Here is a 17,753-nt window from a genome sequence, read left to right on the forward strand (position 1 = left end):
CACTGATGGCGATCACTTTTGCAAAGAACACAAACGCCAAAGCGCCAAGCGCGACCTGCAGCAGCGGGTTCGCGCCTGGCGCAATCTTTTTATGGTTTTTGTATAACGCGACTATCCAGGTAACCCGCCTCAACCAATTGCTTGAGTAACTCCTGACATTTTTCTCGCACCCGATCTCGCAACAACCGTACCGCCGGAGTGATGGATTGCCGACTGGGGCAAATTAGCCACAGTTCCGTAGAGCGGGGCTGGTAATCCGGCATCACGGTAACCACTTTGCCTGCCAACAAGTCCGCCGCCATATCCAGGCAAGACTTTATCGCCAAACCGTGTCCGGCCACGCACCAGCGTCGTACCAGGTCGCCATCGTTAGAAGCGCGATTGCCTTTCATTTTTATTTTGTGAGTTTTTTCTTTGTTGGCCCGCCCTCTATGAGTAAAGGCCCAAGTGTCGTGAATCACATCGTGCAGTTGGTAAAAAAGCCCATTGTGGGCGGCCAAGTCTTCCGGCTTTTTGGGCGTGCCGTGGGTTTGTAAATACGATTCTGTGGCGCACAGCAGGGCGGGCACATCGCAAATTTTAAAACCGTACAGGCTGGCGTCGTTGGGGGAGCCGTAGCGCAGGGCCATATCTACCGAGTCCCGATAAAAGTCGATATTGCTGTCGCTCACATTGAGTTTCAGGCTCAGGTTTGGGTAAGTTGCGACAAATTCATCGAGCCAGGGCGTCACCAGATTGCGCCCCAAATCCGATGACACCGCAAGGCGCAGCTCACCGTCCACCACGTCCAGGTCGTCTTTCATGTTTTGTTTGGCCTGCTCCAGCACCTGAAGTGCTTGCTGGCACTGAGGAATGTACTTTTCCCCGGCGGGAGACAAACGCAACTGCCGGGTGGTGCGGATAAACAGCTCCGTGCCCAGGTGGTTTTCCACCCGTTTAAGGGCGGCACTGGCGGTGGCGGTGCGCATATCCAGGTTGGTCGCGGCTGCGGTGATGCTGCGAAACTCCGCGACTTTCAAAACCACTTGCAAGTCTTCTACTAACATATTCTCAAATTATTTTTGATAATTATTCAAAGATTACGCTGTTTAAGGGTGTGCTGGCAAATTCTAAGATGCCTCTCGTTGCTAACGAATTGGAGAGAGCCCATGAAAGCCATGATCATCAACGCCTACGGCGACAGCGATGTGTTTGAAGCCGCCGATATCGAAAAGCCCGCGGTAAAACCCGGCCATATTCTGGTTAAAGTCGCCGCCACCAGTGTCAATACCGTGGATACCATGATTCGTTCCATGGGCGAAGAGCTCCCGTTGTCACCGCCATTGCCCGCCGTACTGGGTATGGATTTCGCGGGGACGGTGGTTGAGGTGGCGGATGACGCTACCGGGTTCAGTGTGGGCGACGAAGTCTACGGTTGTGCGGGAGGCCTGGCCGACCTGCAAGGGTCTTTGGCGGAATATATGTTGGCGGATGCCAAACTGGTTGCCCACAAACCCAAATCACTGTCCATGCGCGAAGCGGCGGCATTGCCACTGGTAGGTATTACCGCCTACGAAGGTTTGGTGCGCGCTGGTGTTGGCCAGGGCCAGAAAGTGTTGGTTCACGGTGGCGCTGGCGGTGTTGGCCATGTGGCGGTGCAACTGGCCAGGCACATGGGAGCAGAGGTGTACGCCACCATCGGCCGCGACGAGCACGTAGCGTTGGTTGAACAGTTAGGGGCTACGCCCATTAACTATCGCACGGTAACCGTGGCGGATTACGTCAATGAACATACCGCGGGTGCGGGCTTTGATGTGGTGTTTGACTCTGTGGGCGGCGCCAACATTGTGAATTCTTTTGAAGCGGCGGCTTTAAATGGCCAGGTGGCCACCACCGTATCCATGTTGGAATTGGATCTGACACTCGCGCACTTTAAAGGCTTGTCGTTGCATGTGGTGTTTATGCTTATCCCTATGTTGCATGATTTTAAACGGGAACAACACAGTTCGATTTTGGCCGATATTGCAAACATTGCCGATGCGGATCACCTAACGGCAATTGTTGATAAGCCGGAATTCGGATTGGATGAAATTGGCAAAGCCCATGACCGGCTGGCCAGTGGTCAGGCGACTGGGAAGGTGGTTGTGTCTGTTAAATAAAAGTAGTCCGTCATTGCGAGAAGCCTTTCCTGTAAGGAAAGGCGACGCGGCAATCTCAAGAATTTGGCACGTTGTAGAATGAGATCGCCGCGCTTCGCTCGCGATGACAGCTCTGTGATTGGCGTAATATTTTCAAACTTGCCCGGATTTAATATGCAAATCCCGCTGTGGGTAAGGAATGGAAATACCTTCCCGGTCAAACGCCAGTTTTACATTTTCCATCGTGCCAAAGTGCACATCCCAAAAATGCTCTGACTTGCACCAGGGGCGCACCAGAATATTGATAGAACTGTCGGCATGGGCGCTGACAAAAATATCCGGGGCCGGTTCTTTTAATACATTTTCGTCCGCTGCCAGCACATCGGCGATCACTTGTTTGGCTTTGCCAATATCGTCTTCGTAGCTGATGCCGTAGGTCATATCCACCCGGCGAGTGGGCTCGGCAAAAATGTTTTTCAGACAACCGTTGGATAAGTTGCCGTTGGGAATCACAATTTTTTCGTTGTCGCGGGTCAGCAGAATGGTGTTAAAAATCTGAATTTCCTGCACCACACCGCGGTAGCCCTGTGCTTCAATTTCATCCCCTGCTTTGAAAGGTTTGAAAAACAGAATCAGCACCCCACCGGCAAAGTTGGCCAGGCTGCCCTGCAACGCTAACCCCACCGCCAAACCTGCGGCACCCATAATGGCAATCAGCGACGCGGTTTCCACGCCAATGGTGGTGGCGAAAATCACCAGCACGATCATCTTTAAAATAATACCGACAATGCTCCGCAGGAACTTCACCAGAGTGGGTTCGGCATTGGTGCGTATCAAAGTGCGATGCATTAACTTAACCACCCGGTTGCTCAGCCACCAACCAATAACCAGTACCAGTAAGGCCAGCAGCAATTTGGGGCCGTGGGTCATGGCCAGCTCAACCGCTTTGTCGATGTATTCTTGTTGGTTTTCCATCAAGCTTTCCATAGTTCCTCCAGAGTTAAAGTCGATTGCATTGTGTTGGATATAGTCTGTCTTTAGTATGGTTGCCACAGATTTTTTACATTCAAGTCCTACGGGCACCCCTAAAAATGCACTATTTCCCCGATAGCTGCGTTGGCGTCGTACTCGCCTCCTCATGTATGCCTTATACACTGCGGGTCTGCGTGCGCCGCCGCCTTGCTATCGCAAAAATATCACTATTTTTAGACGTACCCTTACATTAAAGAGAAGCAGCATGACCGAAGTCGCTATTTTTGTCGACGTGCAAAATATCTACTACACCACTCGCGAGGGTCACGGGCGCCGTTTTGATTACAATCGTTTTTGGGCTCAGGCGACCGAGGGTCGCGAGGTCGTTGCGGCCTACGCCTACGCCATTGATCGCGGCGACGAAAAACAGCGCCAGTTCCAGAATATCCTCCGCGCTATCGGCTTTGAGGTAAAGCTAAAACCGTTTATTCAGCGCAGCGATGGTTCTGCCAAAGGGGATTGGGACGTAGGCATTGCCATTGACGTGATGGATCACTTGGCAACAGCCGATGTAATCGTGCTGGCCTCCGGCGACGGCGATTTTGATTTGCTGCTGCAGCGTGCTGAGGAACAGGGCACTGCTACAGAGGTCTACGGTGTACCGGCGCTAACCGCTGCATCGTTGATTAACAGCGCCGGTGAATTCATTCCTATCCAGGGCGAGCTGTTGTTGTGAACTTGGTAAAAAAGGGCTCGGTAAAAAAGTGGGTTGTGCGAAGCCTGATTGTTATCGGCACGGTTGTTTTTGTGCTGGCAGGTCTTTTTGTGTTTCGCCAACCGGTTGCCACTTTTACCCTTGAACGATTGCTGGCCGATACCACAGTCACGCTCGAGCAGCTGGACGGTCTGGATATTGGCTGGAGCCAGATACAGATTAAACAGTTGGCGTTGCGCACAGACAGCTTTCAGCAGCCGATTCGCATACGCGGCCTGAAGGTGGGCTTTTCAGCGTTTGATGGCAAGCTGAAAGATATCGCTATTGATCGCCTTTTTATTCCCGCTTACCAGCAAAAACAAACCTCGCCTGAGGAAACATCACCACTGCCCGGCTTGGGTGAGTCCATCCGCCAGTTGCACGAGTTGCCTGTGCAATCGCTGCGAATTCACCAGGTCAGTGGGTTGCCGCAGGGCGAGCTGGAGGATGTGCACTGGCAGCACAAGCCTGGTCAGCAATTATTGCACCTCGAGTACAAAGACTTGCTGCTGGCACTGGATCTGACAACTACGGTAGAACCCTCGGTGCAGATGCTGGTGGAGGCAAAGCTGCGCAGGGAAAAACAGGATGTGCTGGCGTTACAGATTGCATTGACCCAGCAAGAAGACAATTACCTGGGTAAGCTGGTTCTGGAATCATCTTTTCAAAATTGGGCGGCTGAGTTGGCGTTATTGCAACAGCAGATTCCCAGCTTGGCCGCAATCAGCGATGTTCACGGCCAGTTGAATTTATTGCTGCAAACGGAGCTGACCGACAACCTCGACCAGCTTTTTCAGCAAGCGCTTTCGGTAACAGTTATTCCCGATATGGATAGCACGGCGCAGTATGCGGATGCCGCATTACCCAAGTCGCCACTACAAATGGCTCTCAAACTGGATCAACCGATAGCGCTAAACATCAAAAATCAGGAAGCGGCTAACCTTAGCCTGGCGTCTCTCAAAATATCGCTGTCTGATATGAACGATCAGCTGACTGCCAACCTGGATTTGTCCGCCATAAATTGCCAATGGCAATCCACCTTAACCTGCAATATGGCTTTGAGCGCTGCGCTGCAGGCAACGGCACTGTCGGTGCAAGATGTTCAAGTGCAGTCTGTTGAAGCCAACACCAGAGGCACGTTGATGGTTACCGATCAACAAGTAGTTGCGGTATTAAATGCCGGTCAGTTACTGCGAATGGAAAAACTTCAGCAGGAAGAAATTACTCTGCAAGAACTGGCCTTGAATAGCCCCAAGCCAATACAAATCACCTTGGACAGATCGAGTAACGAGATTGCCCTGATAGCAGATACGTTGCTGGCAAAAGTTAAAGATGCCCAGTTGCCACAAGCTGAGTTAAGTACCGAACTGGTATTTAACAAGCTTCGCTTAAAACAAACGGATCAACTGGCTTTGCAAACCGCGGTGTCGGCCATGCCCATTAATGTGCGAATCCCCGAACAGCCTCTGCCGGATTTTGGTTTTGTGGGTGACCTCAGCTTACAAGATGAAACATTGGCAATCTCCGGCTCCCTGAGCAGCGATTTGGCAAAACCGCTGGTGGAGGTTAAAGGTGAACACCGTATCGACGAACAAGATGGAAACCTTCGCCTGCGTTCGGCAACCGTACCCTTTGACCAAGCCGCCAATAGCCTGTCAAAGCACTTTAGCAACTGGCCCTGGAAGTTCGATATTGTGAGTGGCCAGTGGCTGATGAATTCAACCCTGGCCTGGCAACAACAAGGGGATGAGTTTGCGGTTAGTGGCCAATTTTCTCAGACACTGGAGCAGCTGGCGGGCAACTACCAGGATATCGCCTTTAGCGGATTGCAAAGCACGCTGGATACTCAGATTAAAAGTATCGACAGCCTGGTGAGCGCGGCACCAGCGACCCTGACTATTAAGGCGATGGATATGGGGTTGCCGGTATCCGATATTCAAGTGCGGGCCTCTTTTGATAGCAGTGCACCGCAATTACATCTGCATCAATTTGATGCCCGGTTACTGGGTGGCACCGTGTCCGCTGAAGATATTGTCTACCGGCCCGGCGAACAGGAAACCCCGGCCCCTGTGACCATAGCCAATATCGATTTGGGGGAGCTGGTGCGTTTAACCTCCAGCAAGGAGATTTCCGTCACCGGCAAACTCAGTGGCGAGTTGCCTTTGGTGATTGGCCCCGACGGCCCCTATATGGCGAAGGGGCTGCTGGGGGCGCTGGAGCCCGGTGGGGTTCTCAAGTATCAACCGGATGCCGCCACCCAGCAGGCAATCGCGGAAAACCCCGCCACCCAGTTCGCTTATCAGGTGCTCGGCAACTACCACTACTCGACGCTGGATGCCGAGGTGAGCTATCAGCCCGACGGCCAGTTGGTGCTCAGCAACCGCATGTACGGTATTAACCCGGATTTAAATAACGGCCAGCCCATAAAACTTAACCCGAAAATAGAAATCAATGTATTGGATACCCTGAAAAGCCTGAGGATTGGCCGTGCGGTGGAAGATTTTTTTGAACAGCAGCTGGAAAATCCCTGATCTCCTGTTCAGCTGGTGTTAATCTTCAGTGCAGTACCATTGAAAGTGAACCTAATAGCCAACGAGATTGCGCCCATGACAAAAACCTCTCTCAAAGTGACGTTGCCAGTGATGTTGTTACTGCTGACTGCAGCGTGCACTCCCACGGTGAAAGTCGCCGTGCCGGACAAGCCCATTGAAATCAATCTCAATGTCAAAATCGAGCACGACATTCGCGTTAAGGTGGATAAAGAGCTCGACGAACTCTTTGAAGAAGAAAGTGACCTGTTCTAAGGAGTCTGCAATGTTTAAGAAATTACTGTTAGGCGTGGTGTTAGTGGTTGCCGGTATTGCCCCGGCACTGGCGATGGATTTGAAACAGGCCAAAGACAGCGGCCTGGTGGGCGAGCGCAATGACGGCTACGTGGGCTATGTGGTCAAGCCGCCCCGCAATGAGGTGGTGGCCATCGTCAAACAGGTGAACAACAAGCGCAAAGCCAAATTTGCATCTACCGCAAAAAATAATGGCATTACCGTGGAGCAGGTTGCCGCCCGTTTTTACCAGCGTGCGGTGGGTATGACCAAATCCGGTAATTACTATCAGGACGCCAGTGGCCGGTGGGTGAAAAAATAAAGGCATTGGAAAAAGCCATCGAGGCATTTGATGGCAAAGACATTTCCAATCTGAAACAAGCCGCCGCCTTGGTGGATGTAAAGGTGGAAGCAAATAAGGCCGCAGTAGACGGCCTTATTTGCTACTGTCAAAAAGACTCAGACACTTCCGCACAAGGTGCCAGTTGGGTATTAAAATTTTGGTGGGAAAAAGGCTGGGCGTTTAGTTCATCTCAAGCCAACAAGCTAATAGATAGTTTAATCAACGCGGAAAGCTGGCAATTGCGACTGCATATTTTGCAATTGCTTTCCGGATTGACCATTGCTGAAAATCAAACCGAAAAATTGCACTACCACCTGCGACACTGCCTGTGTGACACCAATAAATTTGTGCGCGCCTGGAGCTATAACGGCTTGGCAGAATTGGCCAAGCAATACCCACGGTATCGGGATGAGGTGAAACAGTTGTTTGAACTGGCGCAGAACGATGATGGTGAAGCGGCCTCAGTAAAGGCGCGGATTCGGAATATAAAGATATAACCCGGGTGGCGCGGTGCTCCACCCGGGTTATTAGACGTTTAGCCTTCGCCTTTAATCTTGGTGGCAAACATCCAACGGTGGCCGTCCCAGTCACTGATCAGTGCGGTGCGGTCGCCCCACGGAGAATCCATGGGTTCTGCCAGAATATAAGCACCGGCTTCGCGGGCGCGTTCGGTCAAGGCGTCCACGTTATCCACATACACGTACAGGTTAACGGCACTGACAATGTGATTGTGGGCTGGCGTAGCAGCAATACCGCCAAAAGCACCTTCTGGAGCGAACATGGCGACAATCTTGCGCTTGTACATCATCTCTGCGTGAATGGTCACGCCTTCCGGACTCTGAGTGCTCTCACCCACGGTAAAGCCAAAGGCCTTCTGGTAGAAGTCCAGGCTGGCATCCGCATCGCGCACGGTTAAGTAAGGCGTCAGCCAGTTGGCCTTGGCGGGCTTAACATCGGCAGAGGTAGGTTTTTTGGGAGCGGCTTTCTTAGGGGCGGCTTTTTTTGCAGGTACTTTTTTCTTTTTGGCCGCAGGTTTTTTTGGGGCGGGTTTGGCGTCTGTTTTCTCAGCCATCACAGGGTCCTCGGTTATTTCAAGTGGGGCTATCAGCGCGCATCAGACAACAACAATGGCCTGGAAAACATACCCTTTACGCAGTAATCGGTGAGTGCTGTTCGAGGTTTTGAAAAATGAAGACTGTAGGGCGGATTACGCTGCACTAATCCGCCCTACAAGTGTGGTGATTATGGGCGAACTACTACGCCTTCATTGGTCAGATATTCTTTCAGTTCACCAATATTAATCACCTGGCGGTGAAACACGCTGGCGGCTAGAGCGCCGTCTACATTGGCTTGCTGGAATACGTCGCGGAAGTGCACCATTTCGCCAGCACCGCCAGAGGCAATCAGTGGCACCTTGCAGCGCTCGCGAATTTTTGCCATTTGGTCAATATCGTAACCTTTGCGCACGCCGTCCTGGTTCATGGCGTTCAGTACAATTTCTCCGGCGCCGCGCTGTTGCACTTCGTCGATCCAGTCCAGGGTTTTGCGGCCGGTGTTGCTAGTACGCTTTTCGTCACCGGTAAATTGGTACACCTGGTATTGGCCTTGCTCGGCGTCGAAGTAGGAATCCACCCCCACCACAATGCACTGCACGCCAAAGGCGTTGGCCAGGTCGGTAATCAATTCCGGGTTACTGAGCGCCGGGCTGTTGACCGACACTTTGTCGGCGCCGTTTTCCAGAATACGGCGGGCGTCGTCCAGAGTTTTAATGCCGCCTGCCACGCAGAAAGGAATGTCAATCACTTTCGCCACTTTGCTGACCCAGCTTTTGTCCACCACCCGGTCGTCGGAGCTGGCGGTAATGTCGTAAAACACCAGTTCATCGGCGCCTTCGGCGGCGTAGCGTTCCGCCAGCGGCACAATGTCGCCAATAATGTCGTGGTTGCGGAACTGCACGCCCTTGACCACCTGGCCGTTGCGAACGTCCAGGCATGGGATTATTCGCCTTGCCAGCATGCGATAGCCTCCTCGGTGGTGAATTTGCCTTCCAACAGAGCGCGGCCAACAATCACGCCGCTCACGCCAGTGCCGCGCAACGCGGCGATATCGTCCAGGCTGCCAATGCCGCCGGAGGACTGCCATTGAATATCCGGGTATTCGGCGGTCACTTCTTTATATAAGTCCACGTTACTACCCGCCAGGGTGCCGTCCCGGGAAATGTCGGTGCACAACACATGGCGCAGGCCAAGAGGTTGGTAGAAGCGAATCAGGCTTTCCAGGGTTTCCTGGGAATCTTCTTGCCAGCCGGAGACTGCGACGCGTTTTTCGCCGTCGATAATATTCACATCCAGCGCCAGTACGATTTTCTCTGGGCCAAACTCCACAAACCACTTGGCCACTTCGTCTTTTTGTTTTACCGCACAAGAACCCACTACCACGCGGGCGGCACCGGCAGCCAATAAGTTGCGCACATCATCGGCTGAGCGCACACCACCGCCGATCTGGATTTTGGCGGGCACGCCATCCAGCAGCTGACGAATCACATCGAGTTGGCGACCGTCTGGGTTTTTAGCGCCATCCAGATCCACCAGATGCAACCAGTCTGCGCCGGCGTTGTGGTACAGGCTGAACTGCTGTTGTGGGTTGTCGCCGTAAACGGTTTTCTGGGCGTAGTCCCCCTGGTAGAGGCGGACGATATTGCCGTCGATTAGATCGAGAGCGGGGATAATCATATTGGTTTTCCTAAAGCCTGCGTCATTGCGAGGAGCCTTTTGTTTTAAAGAAAGGCGACGCGGCAATCTCAGCCAGTTTGGCAGTGAACTGATGGAGATTGCGTCGCTGCGCTCGCAATGACGGCGGTGGTTACATCTCTAAAAAGTTCTTGATCAACTGCGCCCCAGCTTTGCCGGAACGCTCCGGGTGGAATTGCACCCCATAAAAGTTGCCCTGTTGTACGGCGGCGGTAAATGGCGATCCGTAGTCGCAGGTGGCAATGGTGTAGTCACCTACTGGCAGGGCAAAGCTGTGGACAAAATAAAAGTAGTCACCGGATTTAATACCCTTAAATAGCGGGTGCTCGCTGGCTACTGCGTTCCAACCCATATGAGGCAGTGGTAATTCACCGGTTTCCATTTTGTTGACATTGGCGTCTACCAGGCCCAGGCATCTTTGTTCGCCTTCTTCTGAGAAAGTGGCGAGCAATTGCATGCCCAAACAGATACCCAGTACCGGCTGAGTCAGACTGTTAATCAGCTCCGGCAACTGGCGCTCTTTCAGGTTGTTCATGGCTTCGTTGGCAGTGCCCACGCCCGGCAGCAACACCTTGTCGGCGGCGTGCACCACATCCGGGTCGCGACTGACCACTGGCTGGTAACCCAGCCGCTCCACCGCGTAACGCACTGAGGCCAGGTTGGCGCAGCCGGTATCGAGAATAACCACGTTCATTGTTTACAGGACTCCCTTACTACTGGGCAGCTCATTGCCTTCCACTCGAATGGCCTGGCGCAGGGCGCGGCCAAACACTTTAAACAAACCTTCCACCTGATGGTGGCCGTTGCCTTTATCCACCCCCAGGTGCAGGCTGCAGCGCAGGCCATCTGCCAGGGAGCGGAAAAAGTGGGGCACCATTTCGGTGGCCAGACCGCCGACGGTTTCCCGGCTGAATTCCCCTTCAAAGCGCATAAACGGGCGGCCAGATAAGTCGATGGTGCAATGGGCGCGGCACTCGTCCATGGGCAGCACAAAGCCAAAGCGGCCAATGCCGCGTTTGTCGCCGAGGGCCTGAGCCAGCGCATCGCCCAGTGCGAGGGCGGTATCTTCCACACTGTGGTGGTCGTCGATATGCAGGTCGCCCTTCACACTCAAATTCATGCGAAAACCACCGTGGGTGGCGATTTGATCGAGCATATGGTCAAAAAAGCCGATGCCCGTCTCTATTTTGCTGCCGCCGCTGGCGTCCAGATCAACCGCCACCTTGATGTCGGTTTCCTTGGTGGTGCGCACCACTTCCGCCGTGCGGGGAGTGGTGGTGAGCTGGCGCACAATGGCGGGCCAGTTCAGGCCGTCCGGCGAATACTGAAGGCCCGTAATACCCATATTCTCTGCTAGCTGCACATCGGTGATGCGGTCGCCGATCACGTAGCTACTGGTAAAATCCACTTTGCCTTGTTGCAGGTACTCTTTCACCAAGCCCAGTTTGGGTTTGCGGCAGCTGCAGTTGTCTTCGTCGAAGTGGGGGCAGATCAGTACGTCGTCAAAGCGCACGCCCTGGCTTTCGAAGATGTGCATCATCAGATCGTGGGGGGCGTCGAAATCCGCTTGCGGAAAGCTGTCGGTGCCCAGACCATCCTGGTTGCTCACCATCACCAACCGGTAACCCGCATCTTGCAGGGTGAGCAGGGCAGGGATAACGCCGGGCTCAAAGGCCAGCTTGTCGAGGCGATCCAGTTGCTTGTCTACTGGGGGTTCTTCCACCAGAGTGCCGTCGCGGTCGATAAAAAGGATTTTTTGTTTCATGTTTTGCTGCTCTTTAGTACGTCTACTGCCCGTTCCAATTCTTCCCGCTTACCCACAGTAAACCGCAGGCAGCCATCCAGGCCCAGCTGTTTGCTCTGGTCGCGCACGATGACGCCATTGGCACTGAGCGCGGCAAAGGTTTTGGGAGCGTTGTGAAAGCGGGCCAACAAATAGTTGCCGGCACCGGGGTAGGCGGCGGCCACGTCTGGGCATTGTTCCAGCTGCTGCAACAGCCACTGGCGGTTGTCATTCAGTTCTGCCACTCGTTGCTGCATGGCATTAATACCGGCAGGGGTCAGCGCTTGCGCTGCCAGGTCAGCTATCGGTACCGGAATGGGGTACGGGGCGATGACTTTTAGCAGCAGGCCAATGATCTCGGCACTGGCCAGGGCAAAACCGCAGCGCAAGCCCGCCAGGCCAAAGGCCTTGGACAGGGTGCGCAGTATGGCCACATTGTCGTATTGGTTAATCAACTCAACGCAGTTGGCCTCTGGTGAAAATTCGATATAGGCCTCGTCAACCACCACGATGGCGCGGCCTGCACAGGCCTGAATCACCGCTTCAATATCTTCCCGCTTTAGCAGGTTGCCGGTGGGGTTGTGGGGGGAGCAGACAAATACCAGTTTGACGTTATCCAGATTAGCTTTGATGGCGTCCACATCCAGCTGCCAGTCTGCCGTTAGCGGCACGGTTTTAATACCCACGCCGCAGGTTTGCGCGGAGATGGTGTACATGCCGTAGGTGGGTGGGCAATAAAGAATGTTGTCGTCGCTGCCGCAGAAAGTGCGGATCAGCAGTTCAATAGCTTCGTCTGCACCGCGGCTTACCAACAGTTGATCTGTGCCAATACCTGCGTACGCTGCGTAGTTGGTAAGCACTTGCTCCGGCTGTGGCTCCGGGTAGCGGTTAAGGGCGTCGTCAGAGAGCGTCAGGTTGGGTGCCGCCGGGGCTTCGTTGGCGTTAAGCCATACGTCGCCATTGCCGCCAATGCGGCGGGCAGATTGGTACGGCGTCAGTTGCCGCACATTGTTTACTGCTAATTTTTCTATATCGCTCATGGCTGCTCCCCTTTACTCTCCCCTTTGCTCAGGGCATCCAGGCGCAAGCGTACGGCGTTGCCGTGGGCGGCCAGTTGTTCCGCATCTGCCAGGGTGGCCACGGTGGGGCCCAGCTGGCGCAGGCCGTCGGCGCTGAGTTCTTGCACGGTAAAACGCTTCATAAAATCCGCCAGCCCAAGGCTGGAGTAGTTGCGGGTGTAGCCGTAGGTGGGCAATACGTGATTGGTGCCAGAGGCGTAATCCCCCACCGATTCCGGTGACCAGGGGCCGAGGAAAATAGAGCCGGCGTCGCGCAGTTGTGGCAACAGGGCGCGAGGGTCTGCAGTTTGCACAATCAGGTGCTCAGGGCCGTAGTAATTACTTACTTCGATGGCCTGCTCCAAGGTATCTGTGACAATCAGGCGGCTGTTGGCCAGTGCCTGAGCGGCAATCTCCGCCCTGGGCAGTTGTGCCAACTGCTGAGCCAATTCGGTAGCCACAGCATTGGCCAGAGATTCGCTGGGGGTGGCCAGAATCACTTGAGAGTCGGGGCCGTGTTCTGCCTGGGATAATAAGTCCGCAGCCACAAACCCCGGGTTGGCGCTGTCGTCTGCCAACACCAATACCTCCGATGGCCCGGCGGGCATATCGATGGCAGCCCCGGAGATGTCGTTGCTCACCTGGCGCTTGGCTTCGGTCACAAAGGCGTTGCCAGGGCCGAAGATTTTATCCACTTTGGCAATGCTGTCGGTGCCGTAGGCCATGGCGGCGATAGCTTGCGCGCCACCCACTTGAGCGATGGTTGTCACACCACACAAGCGTGCCGCATAGAGGATTTCATCGGCTACCGGTGGCGGTGAGCACAGAGTAATCTGTTGGCAGCCGGCAATTTGTGCGGGGATGGCCAACATCAACACGGTGGAGGGCAGCGGAGCGCTGCCGCCGGGCACATACAGACCCACCGAGCGCATGGCCACGCAGTGTTGTTCACACACAACACCTGGCTGGGTTTCCACCTGAATAGGCTGGGGTTTCTGGGCTTCGTGGAAGCGACGTATGTTGCTGGCGGCCTGTTGCAGGGCTTGCTTTACATCATCCCCCAGGCGGGCTTCGGCATCATCAATACTGCTGGCGTCTACCCGCAGCTGTTGCAGTTCAACCTTATCGAACTGGGTGCTCAGTGCCTTCAGGGCGTTGTCGCCCTCAGAACGAACGCGCTGGATAATCGCGGCAACTGTGTCTGCCAGGCTGTCGGCATTAGCCAGCGCCGGGCGCGACAGCAATTGACGTTGCTGGCTGCTGTCTAGTTCGCTCCAGCGAACCGCTTTTGGTAACGGCGTAGTCATGGTCAGCCCAGCATTTTCTCAATGGGCAGCACCAGAATAGAGCTGGCACCCAGGGTTTTCAGTTCTTCCATGGTTTCCCAGAACAGGTTCTCGGTGCTGACCACGTGCACGGCCACCTGATCACTGGAGCCTTCCAGCGGCAGGATGGTGGGCTTTTCTGAGCCGGGCAACAGTGCGGTCACTTCCGCCAATTTGCTCACCGGTGCGTGCAGCATGATGTATTTGCTTTCACTGGCCTGCATGACTCCCTGTGCGCGGGTCAGCAGTCGGTCGATCAGCTGAGCCTTGTCGGCGTCGATTTCGCCGGTGCGTTGGATCAGGGTGGCGGTAGAGCGGTAAATCACTTCCACTTCCTTCAGGCCATTGGCTTCCAGGGTCGCGCCGGTGGATACCAGATCGCACACTGCGTCTGCCAAGCCAGCGCGTGGAGCGACTTCCACCGAGCCGGTGAGCAGGGTGTGCTTGATGGCAATGCCCTGTTCATCCATAAAACGCTTGAGCAGGCACGGGTAGGTGCTGGCGATGCGCATATTGGCTAGGTCGGCGGCACCGGTGTAGTTCATCTTCTGCGGCACTGCCAAAGACAGGCGGCAGCCACCAAAATTGAGCGGGCTCAGCTCGGTGTAATCCGCAGGCAGGCCGTTGTGCATGCGGGTCATGGACTTTTCTTCCAGCACGTTCTGGCCGACGATACCCAGGTCAACCACGCCATCCATCACCAGGCCCGGAATGTCGTCGCTGCGCACTTTGAGCAAATCCAGCGGCATATTGGTGGCGTGGGCAATCAGGTTATTGTCTCGCAGGTTCAGCTTAACGCCACACTGCTTCAGCAGTTTGTAAGCGTCGTCACTGAGGCGGCCTTTTTTCTGTACGGCGATGCGCAAGCGCTTGCTGTTGTTCATTTGTCTCTCTCGTTGCACTTTCGTTTAAGCACGTTAGTTAAGCCTTGGTGCGGCGAACGTAAAAAACCCCCGGAAGAGGTGTATCTACCGAGGGTTTGAGAATTCTGTTTGCCTGACCCGGAAGATACCTTTCTATCTTCCAGCAGCACACTCACACTGGAAGACTATTCAGCGTGGTGATGGTGATGCACGGATTGTGCGTAAACCTGTGTGCAGTTGGTCATTTTGTGGTCACCTTGTCAGGAGGTGGCAAGTTAACCAGAGGGGGGGTAAAAATGCAAGAAAAACGCCCTTCAAAAGGGCTATCTGACGAACTTGGTTTCCAGGATTACCGATGAATTGGTGCGCTCAATGCCCTCCAGGTTGCCAATCTTGTCGATCACCTGATTCAGCTCTCCCGCAGATTCCGCACTCAACACCGCAATCATGTCGTATTCGCCGCTGATGGAATAAAGCGCACTGATCTGGGGGATTTTTTGCAGAGCAACAAACGTGGGGCCGGTGAGCTTTTGCACCAATTGCAGCATGACGTGTGCCTTGAGTAGTCGCTTGTCGTACTCTTCATTAAACTGAACCGTGTAGCCGCTGATCACCTTGCGAGTTTCCAGGCGTCGCAGCCGGCTCTGAATCGTGGAGCGTGAGATATCCAGCTGGCGAGCCAGTTCGGAGGTGCTGAGGCGGGCGTTCATGCGCAGTAATGAAATCAGTCTTCGGTCGGTATCATCAAGCATACTGTCAGCGCCTTTGGTTAAATTGCATTTTTGGTAAGTAATTTTGCTAATTTTAGCCCTTTATTTTGATGGTGCAAAGACTGACACTACTGGGCAAATTTTTGCGTGTGCGGAGTGCTTTTTCCGCCCCAATGCCTACAGCAAGCGATACAAGAGAGTCTGACTATGAGCGTTCAAAACCAGTTGAGCAGTGCCCTGGGGTCCATGGGTGTGGATATGGCGGTGATCAACAGCGGCAGCCTGGCTGTGTTTTCCCCCACCGACGGCTCAAAACTGGGCTCGGTTGTGCCACACAGCGCTGCTGATGCAGAAGCCAAGATTGCTCGTTCGACTAAAGCGTTTAAAGCGTGGCGCAGTGTTCCGGCCCCTCGTCGCGGCGAGCTGATTCGCCTGCTGGGCGAAGAACTGCGGGAGCATAAAGAGGCGCTGGGCTCTCTGGTGACATTGGAGTGCGGCAAGATCTACCAGGAAGGCCTGGGCGAAGTGCAAGAGATGATCGATATCTGCGATTTTGCCGTGGGCCTTTCTCGCCAGCTCTATGGCCTGACCATCGCCTCCGAGCGCCCCGGCCACAAGATGAGCGAGTACTGGCAGCCCATTGGCCCGGTGGGCATTATCTCTGCGTTTAACTTTCCGGTGGCGGTGTGGGCGTGGAATGCGGCGCTGGCGCTGGTGTGTGGTGATAGCGTGCTTTGGAAACCATCGGAAAAAACCCCGATTACCGCCATTGCCTGCCAGCACTTGCTCGGTAAAGCCATTGCTCGCTTTGGTGAGGACGCACCGGAGGGGTTGTCTGAACTGCTGATTGGCCACGCCGATATTGGCCAGCAGCTGGTGGATGACAAGCGCGTACCGGTGATTTCCGCCACCGGTTCCTGTGCGATGGGCCGCAAAGTTGGCCCTCGTGTCGCCGAGCGTTTTGGCCGTTCTATTCTGGAGTTGGGCGGCAACAATGCGATTATTGTCGCCCCATCAGCGGATCTGGATATGGCGGTGCGCGCCATTCTGTTTGGTGCGGTGGGTACTTGCGGCCAACGCTGTACGTCTACCCGGCGTATCTTTGTGCACGACGATATTTACGACAAGCTGGTTCCAGCTCTAAAAACCGCTTACGGCAAGATTTCTCTGGGTGATCCTATGGACGCCAGCACCTTGGTTGGCCCGCTGATTGATGAGGATTCCTTTAACAATATGGAGGCGGCGCTCGCTCGTGCTACTGAAGGTGGCGGCACAGTAGTGGGTGGCGGCCGTGCCCTGGCGGATCAATACCCCAACGCTTACTACGTGAACCCGGCCATTGTGGAGATGAAAGGCGAAGCCAATAATGTGCAGGAAGAGACCTTTGCGCCAATCCTGTACGTGTTCCGCTACAGCGATCTGGAAGAGGCCATTGAGCGCCAGAACGACGTGCCTCAAGGGTTGTCTTCGGCCATTTTCACTCTCAATGTGCGTGAGGCGGAAACTTTTGTGACCGCTGCTGGTTCTGACTGCGGTATTGCCAACGTCAATATCGGTACTTCGGGTGCGGAAATTGGTGGGGCCTTTGGCGGTGAAAAAGAAACCGGTGGTGGTCGCGAATCCGGCTCCGATGCCTGGAAGGCCTATATGCGCCGCCAAACCAGCACGGTTAATTACTCCAAAGCGCTGCCGCTGGCCCAAGGGATTGAGTTCAACTTGGACTAAAGCCTGCCCCTGTCGCGGTAACAGCGCCTCAATATTTTACGCTTAGCCCTCCCCAAGGTCTGTTGTTGCACCAGGCCGCGGTTGCGCCAATAATGGCAGCCGAATATCCATGGTCTAAGTAGGGAAGAGACAGGGAATGAGTGAGGACGTATTCCACACCAGCGGTGGTAAAATCATTAAATTGGAGGATGACCTGGCGGAGGTCGTGGTTTCTGACGGCATGGAAGTGACCGCAGAAATGGTTGACAACAGTGAGCGCATACTCAGGCAACACTTTCAGTGCCCTTGCCGCATGCTGGTTTCCCGCCACCATTCTTACCACTACACGTTTTCTGCCCAGCAGCGAATCGCTGACTTGGAATGCGTGTATGCGGTGGCAATTTTGTCCAATAGCCGCTCTGGTGAAATTACCGCCCGGATTATCAGCATGTTCCCGGGCAAGGGTAACTGGAAGGTGAACTTCTTTTCTGATCGAGCAAGTGCACTGAAATGGCTCGATAAAAAAAAGCAGAGCTAAGGCACAACTATCTT

General features: G+C 54.4%; 19 protein-coding genes and 1 other annotated feature. Of the genes, 8 read left to right on the top strand and 11 right to left on the bottom strand.

Annotated elements, in window-relative coordinates; translation table 11 throughout:
• Nucleotides 1–89: 89 nt before the first annotated feature.
• Entirely contained in the window at nt 90–1,046 is a 957-nt protein-coding gene (locus KFE80_09710; protein UTW44668.1) for a LysR family transcriptional regulator, read from the bottom strand.
• Nucleotides 1,047–1,148: 102 nt separating this feature from the next.
• Here KFE80_09710 and KFE80_09715 point away from each other — a divergent pair, with 102 nt between their 5' ends.
• On the top strand, nt 1,149–2,138 hold the full coding sequence (locus KFE80_09715; protein UTW44669.1) for a zinc-dependent alcohol dehydrogenase family protein: 990 nt from the start codon (nt 1,149–1,151) through the stop codon (nt 2,136–2,138).
• Between the two features lie 132 nt (nt 2,139–2,270).
• Here the strand turns inward: KFE80_09715 and KFE80_09720 are convergent, their stop codons facing one another.
• Nucleotides 2,271–3,104, bottom strand: a complete 834-nt coding sequence (locus tag KFE80_09720; protein UTW44670.1) for a mechanosensitive ion channel — start codon at nt 3,102–3,104, stop codon at nt 2,271–2,273.
• A 250-nt stretch (nt 3,105–3,354) separates the two neighbouring features.
• Here KFE80_09720 and KFE80_09725 point away from each other — a divergent pair, with 250 nt between their 5' ends.
• From KFE80_09725 to KFE80_09745, 5 genes are all read left to right on the top strand, one after another.
• Nucleotides 3,355–3,825 (top strand): NYN domain-containing protein, encoded by a 471-nt coding sequence (locus tag KFE80_09725; GenBank protein ID UTW44671.1) that lies wholly within the window; start codon nt 3,355–3,357, stop codon nt 3,823–3,825.
• Nucleotides 3,822–6,374, top strand: a complete 2,553-nt coding sequence (locus KFE80_09730) for a YdbH domain-containing protein (protein ID UTW44672.1) — start codon at nt 3,822–3,824, stop codon at nt 6,372–6,374. Before KFE80_09725 ends, KFE80_09730 begins: the two co-directional genes overlap by 4 nt.
• Nucleotides 6,375–6,449: 75 nt before the next feature.
• Nucleotides 6,450–6,647 carry a YnbE family lipoprotein gene (locus KFE80_09735; protein ID UTW44673.1) on the top strand — a complete coding sequence of 66 codons (198 nt, stop codon included), beginning with the start codon at nt 6,450–6,452 and terminating at the stop codon, nt 6,645–6,647.
• Nucleotides 6,648–6,657: 10 nt separating this feature from the next.
• The gene (locus KFE80_09740) at nt 6,658–6,987 is read left to right on the top strand and encodes a YdbL family protein (GenBank protein UTW44674.1); all 330 of its coding nucleotides are present in this window, start codon (nt 6,658–6,660) and stop codon (nt 6,985–6,987) included.
• Entirely contained in the window at nt 6,972–7,505 is a 534-nt protein-coding gene (locus KFE80_09745) for a hypothetical protein (GenBank protein ID UTW44675.1), read from the top strand. Before KFE80_09740 ends, KFE80_09745 begins: the two co-directional genes overlap by 16 nt.
• Before the next feature lie 38 nt (nt 7,506–7,543).
• Here KFE80_09745 and KFE80_09750 read toward each other — a convergent pair whose 3' ends face one another.
• The 9 genes from KFE80_09750 to KFE80_09790 form a co-directional block, all read right to left on the bottom strand.
• A complete protein-coding gene (locus KFE80_09750) occupies nt 7,544–8,080 on the bottom strand; it encodes a VOC family protein (protein ID UTW44676.1) in 537 nt (178 codons plus the stop codon).
• Between the two features lie 170 nt (nt 8,081–8,250).
• Nucleotides 8,251–9,024, bottom strand: a complete 774-nt coding sequence (gene hisF / locus KFE80_09755; protein UTW44677.1) for an imidazole glycerol phosphate synthase subunit HisF — start codon at nt 9,022–9,024, stop codon at nt 8,251–8,253.
• Nucleotides 9,006–9,740 carry a 1-(5-phosphoribosyl)-5-[(5-phosphoribosylamino)methylideneamino]imidazole-4-carboxamide isomerase gene (hisA, locus tag KFE80_09760; GenBank protein UTW44678.1) on the bottom strand — a complete coding sequence of 245 codons (735 nt, stop codon included), beginning with the start codon at nt 9,738–9,740 and terminating at the stop codon, nt 9,006–9,008. The genes hisF and hisA overlap by 19 nt, the downstream gene beginning before the upstream one ends.
• A gap of 130 nt (nt 9,741–9,870) precedes the next feature.
• Nucleotides 9,871–10,452: an imidazole glycerol phosphate synthase subunit HisH gene (hisH, locus tag KFE80_09765; protein ID UTW44679.1), complete on the bottom strand. Its 582-nt coding sequence runs from the start codon at nt 10,450–10,452 to the stop codon at nt 9,871–9,873.
• 3 nt (nt 10,453–10,455) lie between these two features.
• Nucleotides 10,456–11,523 (bottom strand): bifunctional histidinol-phosphatase/imidazoleglycerol-phosphate dehydratase HisB, encoded by a 1,068-nt coding sequence (gene hisB / locus KFE80_09770; protein UTW44680.1) that lies wholly within the window; start codon nt 11,521–11,523, stop codon nt 10,456–10,458.
• Nucleotides 11,520–12,581, bottom strand: coding sequence for a histidinol-phosphate transaminase (hisC, locus tag KFE80_09775; protein UTW44681.1), 1,062 nt, complete (start codon nt 12,579–12,581; stop codon nt 11,520–11,522). The genes hisB and hisC overlap by 4 nt, the downstream gene beginning before the upstream one ends.
• A complete protein-coding gene (hisD, locus tag KFE80_09780; GenBank protein UTW44682.1) occupies nt 12,578–13,906 on the bottom strand; it encodes a histidinol dehydrogenase in 1,329 nt (442 codons plus the stop codon). Before hisD ends, hisC begins: the two co-directional genes overlap by 4 nt.
• A gap of 2 nt (nt 13,907–13,908) precedes the next feature.
• Complete coding sequence (gene hisG, locus KFE80_09785) at nt 13,909–14,808, bottom strand: ATP phosphoribosyltransferase (GenBank protein UTW44683.1); 900 nt, start codon at nt 14,806–14,808, stop codon at nt 13,909–13,911.
• 60 nt (nt 14,809–14,868) lie between these two features.
• Nucleotides 14,869–14,997 (bottom strand) — a sequence feature (His leader region).
• 113 nt (nt 14,998–15,110) lie between these two features.
• Nucleotides 15,111–15,539, bottom strand: a complete 429-nt coding sequence (locus tag KFE80_09790; protein UTW44684.1) for an Lrp/AsnC family transcriptional regulator — start codon at nt 15,537–15,539, stop codon at nt 15,111–15,113.
• Nucleotides 15,540–15,704: 165 nt separating this feature from the next.
• Between KFE80_09790 and KFE80_09795 the strand changes: the two genes are divergently transcribed.
• Nucleotides 15,705–17,222 (top strand): aldehyde dehydrogenase family protein, encoded by a 1,518-nt coding sequence (locus tag KFE80_09795; GenBank protein ID UTW44685.1) that lies wholly within the window; start codon nt 15,705–15,707, stop codon nt 17,220–17,222.
• A gap of 136 nt (nt 17,223–17,358) precedes the next feature.
• On the top strand, nt 17,359–17,739 hold the full coding sequence (locus KFE80_09800; GenBank protein UTW44686.1) for a hypothetical protein: 381 nt from the start codon (nt 17,359–17,361) through the stop codon (nt 17,737–17,739).
• The last annotated feature ends 14 nt before the right edge of the window (nt 17,740–17,753 follow it).

It is taken from the genome of bacterium SCSIO 12696 (assembly GCA_024397955.1).
Lineage (GTDB): Bacteria > Pseudomonadota > Gammaproteobacteria > Pseudomonadales > Porticoccaceae > SCSIO-12696.